Below are 16,739 nucleotides of genomic sequence, written 5' to 3' on the forward strand. Positions count from 1 at the left end.
ACCTCCGGCGGCAACAGGGAAACGTTGGACGACCACTATCGCACCTTGGCTCAGGCGCGGCGTGAGTGCTCCGGCGCCGCCTCCATCGGCAGGCCGTGCGCGAGCCACGCCTCCAGCCCGCCGGCCAGCGGTCGCACGCGGGCGAAACCCAGCTGCTTGAGCTGGCTGGCCACGCGCGCGGCCGAGGCTTCGTTCGGGCAGTCGCAATAGACCACCACTTCAGCGCTGGCGTCGGCGACGAGGTCGGCCACGCGCGCCGCGTGGACCGCGCCGGGTATCCAGCCCGTCGCATCGCGTTCGGCTGCGCTGCGCACGTCGATCAGCAGCGGGCGGCCGGGCTTGTCCATCAGCGCCTGCAGCTCGGCCACGGAGATGCGCTCCATCCGCAGCTCGCGCAGGAACAGTCGGCGTTTCCAGTATTTGCGGATGATGAAAACCACCAGCGCCACCAGCACCACGCCGATGCCGACCCGGCCCAGCGATTCCAGCGTCAACAGCGCCTCGTTGACGGCGTCATGGAACACCACGCCGGTGGCGATCGCCACGCCCGCCCACAGCACGGCGCCGGTGCCGTCATACGCCACGAAGCGGCGCAGCGGCGTGCGCTGGTGGCCGGCCAGGGTGGTGCCGACCGCGGCAAAGCCTGGAATGAACTTGGCCAGCACCAGCGACGGCGCCCCCCACTTCGCGTAGATCGCACGCGTGCTGGACACGCAGCTGTCGGGTGACAGCGAAACGCGGCAGATCAGCCGCAACATGTGCGCGCCATGCCGACGCCCGGCCAGGTACCACAACGTATCGGCCAACAACGCGGCCAGCGTGGCGGCCAGCAGGATCGGCCAGACCGGCTCCTGGCGCTCCATTGCCTGCGCGCTGGCCACGACCAGCGGCGGCCAGGCGGGAATCGGGATGCCGCCCTGGTCGAGCAGCACGACCAGAAAAACCAGCCACAGCCCGTAGGTCGACAGCAATGCGTTCAGCGCTTCGATCATCTGACGTGTCGCCTCGGGTAAATCCGTCGGCCCAGCTTACTTGCCCTGGCGCACCGGGGCGAAAGTGGTCTGGCCAGCGCTCAGGCGGCAGCGATCTCGACGGTCACGTGCACCAGCTCTTCGTGGATGGCCAGTTGCCGGCGCACGTCCTCGGCGCTGATGGGCGTCGTCACCACCAGCCCCAGGATGCAGGCGTAGCTGTTGCGCCCGACGCGCCACACATGCAGGTCGCTGACGGCGGCGGTGGCAAACTGCTCGCGCACCACGTCGCGGATTTCCTCCACCACCGGCTGATCCATCTCCGCGTCCAGCAGGATCTTGCCGGATTCGCGCAACAGCCCGAGCGCCCAGCGTGCCACCAGGATCGAGCCGACGATACCCATCGCCGGGTCGAGCCATGCGGCGCCGTAGAGCTTGCCGCCCACCAGCGCCACGATGGCCAGCACGGATGTGGCCGCGTCCGCGATCACGTGCAGGTAGGCCGCGCGCAGGTTCACGTCGTGATGGTGACCATGGCCATGCGCGTGGCCGTGCGCATGGCCGTGGTCGTGCCCGTGGTGGTGGCCGCGCTCGTGACCATGCTCTCCCTTCAACAGCCATGCGCACAGCAGGTTGACGCCCAGGCCGAGCACGGCAATCGGGATGGCTTCGTCGTAGTGGATCGTGGCGGGTACGAACAGGCGTTGCAGCGACTGGATCATCATCAGCGCGGCAACCACCGCCAGCAGCATGGCGCTGCTGTAGCCGCCGAGTATCTCGATCTTCCACGTGCCAAAGGCGAAGCGGCCGTCCTTTGCGTAGCGCCGCGCCAGCGCATAAGCCATGACGGACAGCCCCATCGCCAGCGCATGCGAACTCATATGCCAGCCATCGGCCAGCAGCGCCATCGAATTCAGCCAGTAACCGCCGACGATCTCCACCACCATCATCGCCGCGGTGATGTACACCACGCGCCGGGTATTGCGCTCCGCCTTCGCATCGACGTGGTTGAACTGGTGGCTGTGGGTGAACGGGGCGATGTCGGGCGCGGGCATGAGGTGGTCTCGGGTCATATACTCCCCCACAGTATATGAGCGCGAGGCCACCCCATGTCGCATATCCATGAAAATCGCAAAAAGCTGGTCGCCCGCGTGCGCCGCATCAATGGGCAGATGGCCTCGCTCGAGCGCGCGATCGAAGGTGATACGGAGTGCGGCGCCGTGCTGCAGCAACTGGCCGCCGTGCGCGGCGCGGTCAACGGGCTGATCCTGCAGGTGATGGAAGGTCATCTGCGGGCCCACGTGGCCGGGCCCGGCAGCAGCAAACGGCAGGACGAGTTGCTGCCGGTGCTGGCGGTGCTGAAAAGCTACCTCAAGTAGTCGCCGGGCTGTCGTCTTCACGCCAAACGTCCCTTGACTCATGCAGCATGGGGCTCGGCACCCGTCCGGAGGAGACTGATATGGTTTCGATCGTCGATCGCGTGCGCCCCGGCGGCGCGCGTCTTTTTCATGCGGCTGTCCTGGCCGGCGCGCTGGCCTTGTTCATCGGTGCGCTGCTGACCGACTACGCCTACTGGACCACCTACCTGATCCAGTGGAGCGACTTCGCCTCCTGGCTGCTGGTTGGCGCGATGGTGCTCACTTCCGTCGCCGTCATCTGCGAAATCTTCGCCCTCGTCCGTGGCGGGCGCAGCATCGTTCATATCGTGGTGCTGGTGGCGACCTGGCTGGTCGGCTTCTTCGATGCGCTGTATCACGCCAGGGATGCGTGGGCGATCATGCCCATGGCGCTGGTGTTCTCGGTGATTGTCGTCGTGCTGGCCTTGGTGGCGACCTGGATCGGTTTCGCAAGCCTGCGCGCGGGAGGTGCACGATGAAAATTTCCAGCCTGAAAGTCCTGCCCATCGCCGCCGCCGTGATGTTGCTGGCGTCCTGCGGCAAGGCACCCGACCTGAACCAGTACGGCGCCAGCCCGGAGCTGCCGTCGCCGGCGCGCGGCGTCATGCCGGACATGATCATCGCCAAACCCGCCGCCTGGGGTGACCAGGTGCCCACCGTGCCGCAGGGCTACAGCGTCACCGCCATCGCCACCGACCTGGGCATTCCGCGGCAGACTTTGGTGTTGCCCAACGGCGACATCCTGGTGGCCGAAGGTCGCGGCGGCCATGCGCCCAAGCTCAAGCCCAAGGACGTGATCGCCGGCAAGATCAAGGCCAAGGGCAACACCTCGGTCAAGAGCGGCAATCGCCTGACCCTGCTGCGCGACGCCGATGGCGATGGCAAGTACGAACTGAAGACCGTATTTGCCAACAACCTCGACGCGCCCTACGGCCTCGCCCTGGTCGGCAACAACCTGTACGTCGCCAACCAGGGCGAGCTGGTGCGCTTCGATTACCAGGCGGGCCAGACCCATGCCAGCGGTGCGCCGGTGAAGGTCACCGACCTGCCGTCGGCGATCAATCACCACTGGACCAAGGCGCTGGCGGCCAGCCCCGATGGGCGTTACCTGTACGTGGCCATCGGCTCCAACAGCAACATCACCGAGCGCGGCATGACCGCCGAAGTCGACCGCGCGCGCATCTGGCAAGTGGACGCCGCCACCGGCGCGCACAAGGTCTACGCCACCGGCCTGCGCAACCCCACCGCGCTGGCGATCCAGCCCGGCACCGACACCTTGTGGGTGGTGGTCAACGAGCGCGACGAGATCGGCCCGAACCTGGTGCCCGACTACCTCACCTCGGTACGCGAGGGCGGCTTCTACGGCTGGCCCTATGCGTACTGGGGCCAGCATGTGGACACCCGTGTGATGCCGCAGGACCCGGCCAAGGTCGCCGCCGCCATCAAGCCCGATTACGCGCTGGGCTCGCACGTGGCCGCGCTGGGCGTGGCGTTCTCGGCACCCACGATGGGCGGCCAGTTCGGTGACGGTGTGTTCGTCGGCGAGCACGGCAGCTGGAACCGCAACCCGCCGGTGGGCTACAAGGTGGTGTTCGTGCCGTTCCACGATGGCCGTCCATCCGGCAAACCCATCGACTTCGTCACCGGTTTCCGCACGGAAGACGGCAAGACCCGCGGCCGCCCGGTCGGCGTCACCGTCGACCCACGCGGCGCGCTGATCGTCGCCGACGATCTCTCCAACACGATCTGGCGCGTCACGCCGACGGCGGCTGTCGCCGCGCCGGCGGCAACACCTCCGGCACCAGCGACTTCGTCGCCCGCGCCGGCGGCGCCGTCCAGCGCGCCATAAGCTGCTGGCGGCAAGGGCGCGCTCTGGTTGATGAGTGTGCTCTTGCTGGGCCAGCTCTCTTTCTCCTCTGTGTGGCCAGAGAAACGTGGCCCACTGCGCCGCAGGAGCTGCGCGAATGGCGAAGCTGGCGCGAAGGGCAGAAGGCCGGATGACCGGAGCAAAGAGAGGCTTCCCCCGCTACGCGGCTTTATTGCCTCGCATCACACCGCCGCACAGGGGCCGGGCAGAGCACGGCCATCTTGGCCCGCACTTCTCAGAAGAGCCAGGACAGAGCCGGCTGTTGCCCTCTCCGTCTAACTTCCTCCGTCCCGGTTTCCGGAAGAACCATCATTCTTTAAGTCGGCGAACTTTGCTGCCATCGTCGGGTTGCCCCGACTCAGCTTCTTGATGGTCACGTCCTGTGCCTTGTCGTTGGCGAGGCGAAGGTTGTTCTCCGAGCCGAGAAGCGCATCCTTCGTTTTCTGGAGATGGTCGATGGTCTTGTCGATCTCTTCGATCGCGGTCTTGAACTTTCGGGACGCGAGATCGTAGTTTCGAGCGAATCCGGACTTGAATGTCTCAAGCTCGCCCTCGAAATTTGTGATGTCGATGTTCTGCGCCTTAACGAGTGCCAACTCCGATTTGTACATGAGCGATTTCATCGCGGCATTCCGCAGCAGCGTGATGATTGGAAGAAAGAATTGCGGCCGGACGACGTACATTTTTGGGTAACGGTGGAACACGTCGACGATGCCAGTGTTGTAGAGCTCACTGTCTGGCTCCAGCAGGGAAACCAGCACCGCATATTCGCAGCCCTTTTCACTGCGATCCTTGTCGAGCTCTCTCAGGAAGTCTTCGTTCTTGTTCTTCGTCGTGGTTCGATCACTCTCGTTCTTCATTTCGAACATGATCGAGACAATTTCAGTGTCGGCCTCGTCGGAGTCGCGAAAGATATAGTCACCCTTGCTGCCAGTTCGCGCGTCGTTGTCCTTCTCGAAATATGCTCTCGGAAATGCCGTCGATCGAATTCGATTGAACTCAGTTTCGCAGTGCTGCTCGAGGGTTTCACCGACCATCTTGGTGGACAGGCGCGCCTTCATGTCCCGGAGACGCTCAATCATGTCCTCGCGGTCTTTGATCTGCGTCTCGTACTTGTCCTTGAGCGACTGCTCGGCGAGCTGCTTCTCAAGCTTCGCTCTCTCGAGGCCACTCTTTAGTTCGTCGCGCTCCTTCTCGACGGCACTGACTGCTTCGGTGATCGCGAGCTTCTGAGCAAGCTCGATGGTGCCAAGCTTGGAGTTCAGGCTCTGGATTTCTGCATCCTTCGTAGCCGCGGTCTTCTGTAGTTCATTCGCTAGCATCGCCTCGGCTAGCTTGGAAGCGGCTTGCTTCTCATGCTTCGCCTGCTCAAGTTCGTTTGTGAGCGCGTCACGCTCTTTTTCCACGATGCTTAAGGCCTCGGTCACGGCGAGCTTCCGCGCGACTGCATCGGCATCGAGTCTGGCTTGGAGTTTCTGGATCTCGGCGTCCTTGGCTGCACCAGCCTTCTGCAATTCGCTGGCGCCCTTGGTTTCGGCTAGCTCAACTGCGTTCAGTTTTTCCTGCTCGGCGAGCTCCAGTCGCTCGTGTATCTGCTGCTCAAACTCGCTGTCGTGAACTTGCTTAAGGATGTCAGCGTACCCGGCTTCGTCAATTTTGAATGCTTTTCTGCAATGCGGGCAGATAATTTCATGCATGGCTATTCACCCTTCGCCTTGGCCAAGATTTGAGTGAGCATCTCTGGCACTCCTCCCTCGGTTTTAAGTGTCGCCGCTCGATACGCAAACTGATTTTTCGCGAGACGGATGCCTGCGGCAGATTCGACATCATTGCAGGCAATGATCCATTCAGCCCAGCTTGCTGACAGGAATGCTTCGAGATGATCCTCGAGGATTGCTACCTCGTCAGCAACGATGGCAGCAGGGAAATCCTCTTCAGTTAGACCGAAGTACTTCAGCGCCATACGATTCTCCGCTATGTGGCTTTTCCGCTCCTTGTCGATATCGTCCGGCGTCTTACCGTTGTCTTTCGCGCGCTTCTCAAACCCGCCATCTGCGTCGAAGAGGGCATAGACCGGAATGCCAATCAACGTCAGGATTGCGTGCGCGAGGGGGATTGATGTCTTGCCTCCTACCGAAACGATGGAGACCCCACTGGCTTCAAGCGATCCAAGAGAGGACTTGTCGCCAATACCGTAGAAAACTGACGCTTCCGTCGGTCCCTCTACGAGGAATGCCCGGTGCGCGAAGAGCGCTACCGCAAGGTTATTCGCCACGATGCCGTCAAGCTGGCGGTCAACCGTGGCGGGCTTAACTACCCCGCTCAACTTGGCCTTGACGTCGGCTAGCGTGGCGAAGCAGACGGTGACCACAGGAGTCTCAGCGGACGACCTCGTCAGCCTTCTGACTTGGTCGAAATGTCGCGTCTCAAGAAAGTACGGGCTATGAGTCGCATAGGTCACCTGAATGCGTTTGGCGGCGTCCTCGGCGAGTGATCGGAGCACCTTCGCGAATGTCTGAGCCTGAATCGGGTGTTGAAAGAGTTCCGGCTCCTCGATCGCCAAACATATGGTGCCCTCTGCCGATGCGGCGCTCGACTGCGCCAAGAGTTGCAGTGCAGAGATCAAAAGCGTGCGCTGAAACCCATGGCCCTGACGTTCCACAGCAGTCGGATATGTACTGTCGAGCACTGTTACTTCGAACGTGGTTCTCGGGGCCTTGAGTTCTACTTCTGAAGGGGCAACGGTGACAGCGCGACCGGGCGAGTAAGACGTCACGATTTCGTTGAGATGGGTCGTCATTATGTCGAGCTGCGTCTTGAACTTTTCCTCGTAGACTTTTTGCTGCTGCTTGCGTGACTTCTCGACAATATCCGCGATCTCTTCGTCAGCAGCAGTACGATCGATTGAGCGCTCAAGGATTCGTCCGATGATGCTCGACTTGCCGTCGATCGACTCTTCGCTCGCTCGAAGGTCTGCAGTGACCAGAACAAAGTCAAAAAGACCACTCATCTTGCCGCCACTGTTGAAGCCGAAGAAGTTGGTCTGCAGGGACTCCGGCGCTTCGACGAGCTGATCGGTATGAATGGCCTCCCAAGTCGTCATTGCCTGGCTGGCGGCATCAACATTGCTCCAAGCTGAAAGACCGAGCGACGAATCGGAGTTCCGAAGATCGTTGTAAGCGGCCTTCTTGTCGGCAGCCGATCCCTTACCGCGGATGGCATTGAATGGTGCATAGCTCTTCGAGTTCGCGGATAGGCTTTCAGTCCCGTCTGGGTCGCGACGCTTCCACGCGGTGAATGTCGTAACTCCAGCTGGAGCGTACTTGCCAAGCTCATTTCGATCCTTATCCGTGAGATCAGAAAATGTAACCTGAACTTCGATTTCTTCGTCAGTCGCCCCGAAGGAGCAGTCCTTCCCCGTCAGCGACCCGGGCTTACCGTTGAAATACCAATCGAGCGCACGAAGTACCGTTGACTTCCCGACTCCGTTCGGCCCGATGAAGGTCGTGACGGAATCGAAGGGGATCGTTACGTCTTTCAACGTGCGGAAGTTTTTGATGCGAACGGACTGGATTTTCATTGCTGATTCCACCTCCCTGTGTTTTTCGCCGAAAAACTAAATGCCTGTACCGCTGTGACTGCTGGCACAGGCTACGCTTCTTTGGGGCGTGAAGGCCAAATTGTTGCCCGATAGCGTGGTATCTCACAGTGGGTTCTGCTCTATCGGCACTGCCGCTTCTAAGAGGCGTGAGCCGAAACCATCTCTCATTGAGTGGCAACTTCTCACTGCGTATTCAATGCCAGGAGGCTTGGCTCTCGCAACCGCGCGGCGGTTGCGCACCGAGTGCGGGCCAGGATGGCCCGCTGCTCTACCGGGGGCCCCTGTGCGGCGGTGAGTCGGGGACGATAGGCCGCGTAGCGGGGTCGACAGGGATGTCGACTCCTTTTCGCCAGGGCAGGATGCCCTGGCGAAAAGGCCGGCCCCGGCTCACGGACTTGCCGGACAGGAGTCCGGCAAGCGTCAAGTGGTGTGTCGTTTTCTCTTGGGTGCTTCTATTTTGGACAAGCAAAAGAGAAGTACCTCGCCCTCCACAGGACGGCGAAAGCTCTTCGCTTCAAATCCTTCGGATGGAAGCGAAACAACCGGCCAAAGCAAATAGGCGATCGCCCGCTCTGCATGGCGATCACCGCGCCACCTCCCACCTCGGCACCGCAAACCCCTCCACCAGAAAATCCACCAGCCTCCGCGTCTTGATCGGCAGGTGCTTGCGTGAGGGATAGACCGCGTGGATGCCCAGGGTCATCGTGCGCCAGGTTGGCAGCAGTTCGACCAGGTCGCCGCGGCGCAGGTCGTCGGCGACGATGAAATCGGGTTGCAGGATGATGCCCTGGTGTTCCAGCGCGGCGGCGCGGCAGGTGTCGCCGTTGTTGGCGTGGATGCGGGCGTGGGTGTGCACGACGACGGGGGTTTCGTGGGGGGCGGTGAAGGTCCATTCGTCGCGGGCGGCGAAGTAGCTGTAGGAGATGACTTCGTGCTGCGCCAGTTCGTCGGGGTGCGCGGGTGTGCCGTGTTGCGCGAGATATTGCGGTGAAGCGCAGGCGATCATGCGGGTGGTGGCGAGTTGCCGGCTGACCAGTTGCGAGTTGGGCAGGTTGGTGATGCGTATGGCCAGGTCATAGCCCTCTTCGACCAGGTCGACCACGCGGTCGCTGAGTTCGATGTCCAGCGACACTTTGGGGTACAGCTGCGCGAAGCGTGGCCACAGCGGGGCGAGGTGCAGCACGCCGAAGCTGAGCGGCGCGTTGATGCGCAGGCGTCCGCTGGGTTCGCCGCTGCGCGAGCTGATTTCCGATTCCGCCTCGTCGACGGCGGCCAGCATCTCTTTCGCGCGGGCGTAGAACAGTTGGCCGTCGTCGGTCAGCGACAAGCGGCGCGTGGTCCGGTGCAGCAGGCGCGCGCCCAGGCGTTGTTCAAGCTCGGCGACGTGGCGCGATACCGCCGCCTTGGACATGCCGATGGCATCGGCCGCGCCGACAAAGCTGCCGGCGTCGACCACGGCCACGAAGCTGGTCATTTCCTGGAATTTGTCCACATTGCCTCCTTTTGTCTCTAATTTCGAGACAGTAAGTCAACAGGAAGCTAGTTTATCGATGCCATGTTGGTCAATGGAGTATGTCCCATGCCCGGACGCCCTGGGCGACTGACGGAGACCTCCATGAACATCACTTTGATCGGCACCGGCAACATGGGCTCGGCGCTTGCCAAGCAACTCACCCGCGCCGGCCACACCGTGCGCATCACCGCCCGCGATCTGGCCAAGGCGCAGGCGCTGGCCGCCGCCAACCCCGGCGCCGTGGCGGCGGCCCCGGCCGAGGCGCTGGCCGGTTCGGACGTCGTCGTTGTCGCCACCGGTTACGTCGATGCGGTGCCGGCGTTGCGTTCGCTGCGCTCGCTGGGTTCGCTGGCGGGCAAGGTCGTCATCGACATCACCAATCCGCTGACCGCCGACTACATGGGCCTGACCCTGGGCTACGACACCTCGGCCGCCGAGGAGATCGCCAAGGCCGTGCCCGAAGCCGAGGTGGTGAAGGCGTTCAACACGCTGTTCGCGCAGGTGCTGACTGATGGCCCGCAGTTTGCCGATGGCCAGGTGGCCCCCGCGTTCTTTGCGGGCGACAGCGAGCGGGCGAAGCAGACGGCGAAGGCGCTGATCGAAAGCCTCGGTTACACGCCGGTCGATGCCGGCCCGCTGAAGAACGCGCGTTACCTGGAGCCGCTGGCCGCGCTGAACATCTACCTGGGCTACGGCGCCGGTCTTGGCACGTCGATCGCACCGACCTGGATCAGCAATGCCTGACACATCCGCGTCATCCACTTACTACTTGTCATCCAAGGAATCCTCATGAACGCTTCGCTCGCACTGTTCGGCCGCATCGGCCTCTCGCTTGTTTTCATCATCTCCGGCTGGGGCAAGATCGCCGGCTACGCCGGCACCCAGCAATACATGGAGGCGATGGGTGTGCCCGGCGCCTTGCTGCCACTGGTGATCGCGCTGGAGCTGGGCGGTGGCCTGGCCATCCTTGGCGGCTTGTTCACGCGCTGGATTGCACTGGCGCTTGCCGCGTTCTCGCTGGCCAGTGCCGCGCTGTTCCACGCCAATCTCGGCGACGCTGCGCAGGCTATCAACTTCTGGAAGAACGTGGCGATGGCCGGCGGCTTCCTGATGCTTGCCGCCCACGGCGCCGGCGCGCTCAGCCTCGATCACCTGTGGGCCAAGCGTCGCAACGCCTGAGTTCCGCAACGAGCAGTTCAACCCGGCGGGCGCCATTGCGCCCGCCGTCTGTGGAGGAAACACCATGACTACCGCCCCCTCGCTCTTCATCTCCCACGGTTCGCCGATGTTTGCGCTGGAGCCGGGCCTGCTCGGCCCGAACCTGCGCGCGATGGGCGAGTCGTTGACGGACATCACCGCCGTGCTGGTGGTGTCGCCGCACTGGCAGACCCGGGGCGTGCGCGTGGCCAGCAGCGTCGCGCCGGAAACCATCCACGACTTCGGTGGCTTCCCCGCGCCGCTGTACCAGTTGCAGTACGCCGCGCCGGGTGCACCGGCGGTGGCGCAGGATGCCGCGCGGCTGCTTTCGGACGCCGGCTTCGAAGTGGCACTCGACGAACGCCGCGGCCTGGACCACGGCGCGTGGGTGCCGCTGCGCTATCTGTTCCCGCGCGCCGACGTGCCGGTGTTCCAGGTGTCGCTGCCGCAGCACATCGATGCGGCCGGCGCCTTGCGCATGGGGCAGGCCCTGGCGCCGCTGCGCCAGCGTGGCGTGCTGGTGGTCGGTTCCGGCAGCCTCACCCACAACCTGTACGAATTCCGCCAGCACATCCGCGACCCGGAATACGCGCAGGAATTCGTGGATTGGGTTCGCGAGGCGGTGGCCGCGCGCGACGTCGAGGCGCTGGTGGATTACCGCCGCCGCGCACCGCACGCCGAGCGCGCGCATCCCACCGAGGAGCACTACCTGCCGTTGTTGGTCGCCGTTGGCGCCAGCGCCGATACGGATGCGCCGCAGCTGGTCGAAGGCGGCATGACCTACGGCGTGCTGTCGATGGATTCGTTCGCGTTCGGCCTGCCTCATGCCGCGCAAGGGAAGGCAGGATGAAGACTGTGCCACCCCTGTGGAACGATCCCGCCTCGTGCTGACCTTCCGCCCTGCAGCCGCCGCCGCGACGGCCAACGTAGCTACCGGTGCTGCTGCGCGGCGTGGGCGGCAACCTCAGCGCCACCGTGGCGCTGAGCGCACCCGGGTTGGGTTCGCCGTGCGGGCCGGGCACATCCTGCCCGAAATCGACCCCCAACTCCCGGATCAGCGCAGTGCCGTGCCGAAGCGATTCCCGCGCGGCAGGTAGTGATGCTGGGGATCGAGCGAGACGATAACGCGGTGCGCGCGGCCGACGATCTCGTTGCGGGCGAAGAAGCCGAGATAGCGCGAGTCCATGCTGTTGTCGCGGTCATCGCCCAGCAGCAGGTACTGGCCGGGCGGTACCTTGGTCGGGCCGAAATTGCTGGGCGGGCTGGGGTGACGGTTGGACAGGCGGATCGCGTGGTGCAGCGCGCCGTAGCGTTCGGTCGCGTAATGCGCGGGATCGCGCAGGTCATCGTGGATGCCCTCGTACCCGCTGGTCGTGTAGCTGGCCGCCTGGCCGTTGATGTAGAGCACGTTGGCGCGCATCGCCACCTCGTCGCCGGGCAGCCCGATCACCCGCTTCACCAGCCGCTCGTCGGCTGCCGGCGAATCCAGCACCACGATGTCGCCGCGTTGCGGGTCGGCCAGGCGGTACAGCGAGACGTGGGTCAGCGGCAGGCGCACGTCGTAAGCCAGCTTGTCGACCAGGATGCGGTCGCCGATGCGGATGGTCGGCTGCATCGAGCCGGTCGGCACCACGTTCCAGTCGGCCACCGCGCTGCGGAAGACGACCATGCACAGCATGAAGGCCATGAAGCCGCGGTTGCGGAGCAGGAACTTCGCGATCGTGCGCATGGCTTTCCCCTGGCGTGGATGGTCGATCAACTGCTGACCGCGCCGCTGGCCTGAAGTTTCGGCGACCGGGGCGCGGTTCTGCCATCTCATCCGATCGCGCCAGGTTGAATGAACCCGATCGATGGCGCGAGCTGAGTGCGTCGACGGGTTTTCCAGTGGAATAGAATGTCCGTTCCTGCAGGAGATCGCGATCCACATGTGAGCAGCACGATGCATCCCTGACCCTCGATGGCATGCGCAAAGCGTGCCGTCCGGTTTCTGGTTGTGCCCGCCGAAGCGGGCGCGTTCCATGGGAGATCCCTGCATGTCGGATGCTCGCATTCGCGTCTCCAATCTCGCTTTTTCATGGCCCGACGGCACGCCCGTGCTGGGTGGGCTTTCATTCGTGCTGGGTCCGGTTCGCACCGGTCTGGTCGCGCCCAACGGGGCAGGGAAGAGCAGTTTGCTGAAACTGCTGGCCGGCGAGCTGTTGCCGCTGTCCGGCCAGGTGACGATCGACGGTGTCGTTGGATACCTGCCGCAAAGCCTGCCGCTCGATGGCGAGGCCACCGTGGCCGAGGTGCTTGGCGTTGCGGGCAAGCTGCGGGCGCTGGACGCGATTGCCGCCGGTGACGTCGATCCCGCGCATTTCGATGTCGTCGATGACGATTGGGATCTGCGCGAGCGCAGCGCGGCGGCGCTGGCGGGTCTTGGCTTGAACGATGTCGCGCCGGAACGTCGGCTGGCCACCATCAGCGGCGGCGAGGCGATGTCGCTGGGTCTGGTCGCGCAACTGTTGCGACGCCCCGACGTCCTGCTGCTGGACGAACCTACCAACAACCTCGACCAGGCCACGCGTCAGCGCCTCTACGGGGTGCTGCAGGAGTGGAAGGGCTGCCTGCTGGTGGCCAGCCATGACCGCGAACTGCTCGATCGAATGGAGCAGATCGCGGAGCTGACGCCTTCCGGCTTGCGGTTGTACGGCGGTGGCTACGCGTTCTATCGCGAAACGCAGGAAGCCGAGCGACGCGCCGCCGAACAGCAGGCGCGCAACCTGCGCAGTGAGCTCAAGCGCGAGAAGCGCGACATGCAGCAGGCACGCGAACGTGCCGCGCGCCGGGCAGGCAACGCCGCACGAAACGTGGCTGACGCCGGACTGCCGCGGATCGTGGCCGGCAATCGCAAGAGCGCCGCGCAGACCACCGCGGCGAAGTCGGATGCCACCCATGCGGCGCGAGTGCAACAGGTGCGCTCGCGCCTGCACGATGCCACGCAGGCGCTGGGCGAGAACGCAGTGCTCGATCTCTCGCTGCCGGCCACGCGCGTGCCGGCGGATCGCGTACTGTTCTCGGCCGAAGGCTTGCGTGTGCGGCGGGGTGGTCGCGACCTGTTCGGCGCGCACGGCCTGGCATTTACGATCCGTGGTCCGCAACGCATTGCGCTGCGCGGCGTCAACGGCGCGGGCAAAAGCACCTTGTTGCGGGTTATCGCCGGGGAATGCACGTCCGATGGAAGCGTGCGTCGGGGCGCCGGTCGCGTGGCTTATCTTTCACAGCGGCTGGACTTGCTCGATCCCGCGCGCACGGTGGCGCAGAACCTTGCACTTGCCGCGCCCGACATGCCGGCGCAGGAGCGCGCAAACCTGCTCGCCCGGCTGCAGTTCCCGGGCGATCGCATGGATCTGCCTGCGCTGGCGTTGTCCGGCGGCGAGCGCCTTCGCGCGGTGCTGGCCTGCGTGCTGCATGCCACGCCGCCGCCAGTGCTTCTGCTGCTGGATGAACCGACCAACAACCTCGACATCGATGCGGTGGACTTGCTGGTTCAGGCGTTGCGCGCCTACGAAGGTGCGCTGGTGGTGGCAAGCCATGATCCGGCGTTCCTGGCGGAAATCGATGTAGACCGCTGGCTCGAACTGACGGACGGCCAATTGGTGGAGGACATCGGGCGCTGAGTCCTGCCGCCGACTCTCCGGCTACCGTCGCAGGATGATGCCTTGGTATCGATCGACACCTTCGTGGGCTGTACGACTTGCGGCGTGCGGTCATTCGGTCTGCTGGCGGCAGCGAATGCGCGCTGGGGGCGACGGCATGAAACCATTGTCGCCAAAGGGGGCGCTGATACGTCGATCGTTGCGGTTTTGTGGACGAGGGGCGTGGCATCGGGCGCCGGGATTGGTACTGTTCAACCTCGGCCCGGTATGGAAGGCCGGCCGGGGCTCAGGCGGAATATTGAACCGGCCGCGGCTGGATGGGTTTCATGCCTGGGGTGATGATGCTGTTTCGCCAACCGCTGCCGCCGCGCGGCAAATCATTCGATGGGGATCTTCATGCGCCTGGCCGTTCTTCTTGTATCTGCATGGGTACCGTTTGCACTGTGGGCCGGAGGGATGAACGACGGCGGCGCTGCGCGATCTACGCCGGCCGCCACGGCCAGCAGCGCTCCGACGATACTTCCGCAGGCGGCCATTGCCCGGCGCTACTTCGGCAATGACGCGTCCTGGTACGAAAACAACATCCCGTTCTTCGACTCCCCGGACGCTAAAACCAACCAGATCTACTACTACCGCTGGGAAGTATTTCGCGCACATATCCGCGCGGTGGGTGCACAGGGGAATCTGTTCACCGAATTCCTGCAGGACATGACGTGGGATCGCGACCCTTATTCCACGCTCAACGACTCGGCCATCTTCCCGATCTACGACGGCCGCTGGCTGCGCGACCGCAGCTATCTGGACGACTGGATCAGCTACCTGTGGACCGGTGGCGGCAACAACCGGCACTTCTCCGAATCCATCGCGGACGCGACCTGGCAGCGCTATGAAGTCGACGGCGATGCGGCGTTTGCCACCCGCTTCCTGCCCTCGATGGAGCAGACGTACAACCTGTGGGACGACCACTACGATTTCGACAAGCACCTGTACTGGATCGAACCCCTGCTGGATGCCACCGAGTACTCGATCGCCTCGATCGATGCCAGCGGCGGCAAGGATGGTTTCCGGGGCGGCGACGCGTTCCGCCCCTCGATCAACAGCTACATGTTTGCCAACGCCCGCGCCATCAGTCGACTGGCGGCGCTGGCTGGCGACGACACCACCGCCAGCCGCTACGCGGCCAAAGCAGCCGATCTGCGCCGCCATGTCGAACAGCACCTGTGGAGCACGGAGCTGGATCACTTCATCGACCGCTACAAGGTCGACAACGAGTTCGTGCATTACTGGGACCCGGTCGGTGGGCGCGAATTGGCCGGCTATACGCCGTGGACGTTCGGGCTCGTCGATGATCCGAAATATGCCGTGGCATGGGCGCACGCGCTGAAGGCCGATCAACTGCATGGGCCTCATGGCCTGCGCACGGTCGAGCCCAGCTACAAGCACTACATGCAGCAATTCCGCTACGACGAGGCCACCGGGTTGCGCGAATGCCAGTGGAATGGACCGGTCTGGCCGTTCCAGACCACGCAGGCGCTGATCGGGCTGGCCAACCTGCTCAACACCGGCAGTCAGACGTTGATCACCCGAGCCGATTACATGTCGCTGCTGAAGCAGTACACCGAGCTGCACTACGTCGACGGTCATCCCGACATCCAGGAAGACTACGACCCGGCCACCGGCAAGCCCATCGTCGGCTTGCCGCGCAGCCACCACTATTACCACTCCGCCTACGACGACCTGATCATCACCGGCCTGGTCGGCATTCGCCCGCGCGCGGACAACGTGCTCGAGGTCAATCCGCTGCTGCCGCGCGATGCGTCCGATCCCAACGCCATGGCCTGGTTTGCGCTGGAGAACGCGCCGTATCACGGCCACCTGGTTTCGGTGTTGTACGACCGCGATGGCAGCCACTATCACCGTGGTGCAGGACTGCAGGTGTTCATCGACGGTCGCAAGGTGGCGTCATCGCCGGTGCTTGCGCGCCTGACTGCCCCGATCGATCAGGCGCCGTTGCCGCCGGTGACGCGTCATGTCGACCTGGCGGTGAACCTTGTCGCCGACGGCTTTCCCCAGCCGTCGGCGTCGGTGAACGGCGATGACAAGAAAGTCCTGCGGCAGAGCATCGACGGCCGCATGTGGTTCTTCCCGCAGATCCAGGAAGGCTGGAGCACGGCGGGTGCGGCGGACAAGCCGCAGTGGTACGCGCTCGATTTCGGAACGCCGACCACGATCGCCTCGTCGCAAATCTACTTCCTCGATGACGCAACGCATTTCGCCGCGCCCGCGTCCTACGCCATCCAGTATTTCAAGGATGGCGCCTGGCACGCGGTTGGCAGCGAACCGGTCGGCAAACCGTTGGCCAATGGTGTGAATGCGCTCGGCTGGGCACCGGTGACGGCGCGCCGATTCCGCGTGCTGTTCACCCCGCCGGCCGGTCAGCGCGCCGTGCGTCTGCTGGAGTGGAAGCTGTACGCGAGCGCGCCCGTGCATCAGTTGGTCGGCGCGACACAGCACCCGTAGGTGCATCGCGTGATTTGACCCACCACCGCGGACAG

General features: G+C 64.0%; 14 protein-coding genes. 8 read left to right on the forward strand and 6 right to left on the reverse strand.

Translation table 11 applies throughout. From position 1 onward, the window contains the following. Positions 1 to 50 precede the first annotated feature (50 nt). Both ACFPK0_RS04115 and dmeF read right to left on the reverse strand, forming a co-directional pair. Positions 51 to 992, reverse strand: coding sequence for a rhodanese-like domain-containing protein (locus tag ACFPK0_RS04115; RefSeq protein WP_377338581.1), 942 nt, complete (start codon positions 990 to 992; stop codon positions 51 to 53). An 80-nt stretch (positions 993 to 1,072) separates the two neighbouring features. Continuing rightward, positions 1,073 to 2,026 carry a CDF family Co(II)/Ni(II) efflux transporter DmeF gene (gene dmeF / locus ACFPK0_RS04120; protein WP_377338583.1) on the reverse strand — a complete coding sequence of 318 codons (954 nt, stop codon included), beginning with the start codon at positions 2,024 to 2,026 and terminating at the stop codon, positions 1,073 to 1,075. A 54-nt stretch (positions 2,027 to 2,080) separates the two neighbouring features. Between dmeF and ACFPK0_RS04125 the strand changes: the two genes are divergently transcribed. The 3 genes from ACFPK0_RS04125 to ACFPK0_RS04135 all read left to right on the forward strand — a co-directional run bounded on the left by ACFPK0_RS04125 (position 2,081) and on the right by ACFPK0_RS04135 (position 4,217). Then, on the forward strand, positions 2,081 to 2,350 hold the full coding sequence (locus tag ACFPK0_RS04125) for a metal/formaldehyde-sensitive transcriptional repressor (RefSeq protein WP_056081646.1): 270 nt from the start codon (positions 2,081 to 2,083) through the stop codon (positions 2,348 to 2,350). 80 nt (positions 2,351 to 2,430) lie between these two features. Next, the gene (locus tag ACFPK0_RS04130; RefSeq protein ID WP_377338586.1) at positions 2,431 to 2,847 is read left to right on the forward strand and encodes a DUF2231 domain-containing protein; all 417 of its coding nucleotides are present in this window, start codon (positions 2,431 to 2,433) and stop codon (positions 2,845 to 2,847) included. After that, positions 2,844 to 4,217: a PQQ-dependent sugar dehydrogenase gene (locus ACFPK0_RS04135; RefSeq protein ID WP_377338588.1), complete on the forward strand. Its 1,374-nt coding sequence runs from the start codon at positions 2,844 to 2,846 to the stop codon at positions 4,215 to 4,217. The genes ACFPK0_RS04130 and ACFPK0_RS04135 overlap by 4 nt, the downstream gene beginning before the upstream one ends. A 293-nt stretch (positions 4,218 to 4,510) precedes the next feature. Here the strand turns inward: ACFPK0_RS04135 and ACFPK0_RS04140 are convergent, their stop codons facing one another. From ACFPK0_RS04140 to ACFPK0_RS04150, 3 genes are all read right to left on the reverse strand, one after another. After that, positions 4,511 to 5,932, reverse strand: coding sequence for a DUF2130 domain-containing protein (locus tag ACFPK0_RS04140; RefSeq protein WP_377338590.1), 1,422 nt, complete (start codon positions 5,930 to 5,932; stop codon positions 4,511 to 4,513). Between the two features lie 2 nt (positions 5,933 to 5,934). Continuing rightward, a complete protein-coding gene (locus ACFPK0_RS04145; RefSeq protein WP_377338592.1) occupies positions 5,935 to 7,815 on the reverse strand; it encodes an ATP-dependent nuclease in 1,881 nt (626 codons plus the stop codon). 604 nt (positions 7,816 to 8,419) lie between these two features. After that, positions 8,420 to 9,328 (reverse strand): LysR family transcriptional regulator, encoded by a 909-nt coding sequence (locus tag ACFPK0_RS04150; RefSeq protein WP_377338594.1) that lies wholly within the window; start codon positions 9,326 to 9,328, stop codon positions 8,420 to 8,422. 123 nt (positions 9,329 to 9,451) lie between these two features. Here ACFPK0_RS04150 and ACFPK0_RS04155 point away from each other — a divergent pair, with 123 nt between their 5' ends. From ACFPK0_RS04155 to ACFPK0_RS04165, 3 genes are all read left to right on the forward strand, one after another. Then, positions 9,452 to 10,093, forward strand: a complete 642-nt coding sequence (locus ACFPK0_RS04155; protein WP_377338596.1) for an NADPH-dependent F420 reductase — start codon at positions 9,452 to 9,454, stop codon at positions 10,091 to 10,093. A 45-nt stretch (positions 10,094 to 10,138) separates the two neighbouring features. Further along, the gene (locus tag ACFPK0_RS04160) at positions 10,139 to 10,528 is read left to right on the forward strand and encodes a DoxX family protein (protein ID WP_377338598.1); all 390 of its coding nucleotides are present in this window, start codon (positions 10,139 to 10,141) and stop codon (positions 10,526 to 10,528) included. A gap of 64 nt (positions 10,529 to 10,592) precedes the next feature. Beyond that, entirely contained in the window at positions 10,593 to 11,396 is an 804-nt protein-coding gene (locus tag ACFPK0_RS04165; RefSeq protein ID WP_377338600.1) for a dioxygenase family protein, read from the forward strand. Between the two features lie 204 nt (positions 11,397 to 11,600). Here the strand turns inward: ACFPK0_RS04165 and lepB are convergent, their stop codons facing one another. After that, complete coding sequence (gene lepB / locus ACFPK0_RS04170) at positions 11,601 to 12,275, reverse strand: signal peptidase I (protein WP_377338602.1); 675 nt, start codon at positions 12,273 to 12,275, stop codon at positions 11,601 to 11,603. Positions 12,276 to 12,579: 304 nt separating this feature from the next. Here lepB and ACFPK0_RS04175 point away from each other — a divergent pair, with 304 nt between their 5' ends. Both ACFPK0_RS04175 and ACFPK0_RS04180 read left to right on the forward strand, forming a co-directional pair. Then, positions 12,580 to 14,205 (forward strand): ABC-F family ATP-binding cassette domain-containing protein, encoded by a 1,626-nt coding sequence (locus ACFPK0_RS04175; RefSeq protein WP_377338603.1) that lies wholly within the window; start codon positions 12,580 to 12,582, stop codon positions 14,203 to 14,205. 435 nt (positions 14,206 to 14,640) lie between these two features. Then, a complete protein-coding gene (locus tag ACFPK0_RS04180) occupies positions 14,641 to 16,704 on the forward strand; it encodes an MGH1-like glycoside hydrolase domain-containing protein (protein WP_377338605.1) in 2,064 nt (687 codons plus the stop codon). Positions 16,705 to 16,739 lie beyond the last annotated feature (35 nt).

Source organism: Rhodanobacter ginsenosidimutans (assembly GCF_042655685.1).
Taxonomy (GTDB): Bacteria; Pseudomonadota; Gammaproteobacteria; order Xanthomonadales; family Rhodanobacteraceae; genus Rhodanobacter; species Rhodanobacter ginsenosidimutans.